A 1,185-nucleotide genomic window follows, 5' to 3' on the forward strand; every position below is an offset into this window, starting at 1 on the left:
TGTGGGAGATTCTATGGTTGAGGGGCAACCCTCAACCAACTTTTGGCTGATATTCGCTTTGCCCTTTCAGCAGAGCGAACACCACCCTAGCAAGCTTGCGGGCCAGTATTACCAGCGCCTGTGTGGTGCTATAGCCTCGCGCCCTCTGTGCTTGATAAAACGCTTTCCATGTCTCTGTTCGGCTAGCCGCCATCGCTGCGTTATGCAGCAGGCGCCGAGCTTCTGAGTCGCCGCGCTTACTTAAACTACGACGACCATCCTTCTGTCCTGACTTGTTGACGCGCAAATCCATACCAAGAAAGGCGATAAACGCGTCCGAATTCCTGAACTCTCCCCGTTGGAAGGTGGCAATCAAACGCGCGCCAGTCAAAAAACCGATGCCTTCGACTTTCAAGCAACGCTTCAACTGACCCAGTAAACCTGCTTCTTTCAGGCAGTCACTGATCATTTTTTCGATTAACCCTTCCAGTCTCTGCATCGACTTCACCTGCTCGGCAAACGAGGCCTTAAGAAGCGGCTCGTTCGCCCAGCTTTGCGTCAGGCTGACGCGCGCCTGAACCAAGGCTGCGCGCCGACGAAACAGGCTTAGAAGATGGCGATACAGCGGTGATGGAGGTGTCCAGGGACGCAGTTCGTCTGCCTCCTTTCTCAAATAGCGGACGAGCAGCTTGGCATCCAAAGCATCGGTCTTGGCCCGGATCTTCACGCTTTCGCGGTAATGCTTGAGCTCATAACCTCCAACCATGTAAACCACGCAACCAGCTTCATGAGCTAGATCAGCAAACTCCAAGTGGTAGATATTGGTGGCTTCAATTGCGATGGTCACTTTGCAGGACAAGGCCTTCAGCCATTTTTTGATAGCGGCTTTGGTGTTTGGGATTGTTTCTAACAGATCGACTTCAGCGTGATAAATCACCAGTTCATTCTTAGCGACATCGACGCCTACGATTGGCTTTGAGACAGAAACTGGCATTGCCATGGGGCTTCCTCCGGGCTAAGGTTTTGAGCACTTGAAGGGCTCACCCAGAGGCGCAGGCTTGTTCCTATCGTCGGTCATAGCCAGATGCATTCTTTATCGGCGCTTGGGTGAAAGGAGGAGGGGCGAAATCTCCCACGGTCTGTACTGCGTCAACAGTCAGAATCGGGCTTTGTCCCTTCTCCTCCCTTCAAGTCCTAGCATACAAG

At 52.7% G+C, this 1,185-nt stretch carries 1 protein-coding gene; it reads right to left on the bottom strand.

The window, feature by feature from the left end; all coding sequences use genetic code 11:
* Window positions 1-31: 31 nt before the first annotated feature.
* On the bottom strand, window positions 32-979 hold the full coding sequence (locus tag JMV15_RS27795; protein WP_069868750.1) for an IS110 family RNA-guided transposase: 948 nt from the start codon (window positions 977-979) through the stop codon (window positions 32-34).
* Window positions 980-1,185 lie beyond the last annotated feature (206 nt).

Source organism: Pseudomonas paracarnis (assembly GCF_904063055.1).
Taxonomy (GTDB): domain Bacteria; phylum Pseudomonadota; class Gammaproteobacteria; order Pseudomonadales; family Pseudomonadaceae; genus Aquipseudomonas; species Aquipseudomonas paracarnis.

What these genes read in the sequence shown, in the direction of transcription:
- JMV15_RS27795 (WP_069868750.1), bottom strand. Translation starts at nt 979, where the DNA reads ATGGCAATGCCAGTTTCTGTCTCAAAGCCAATCGTAGGCGTCGATGTC.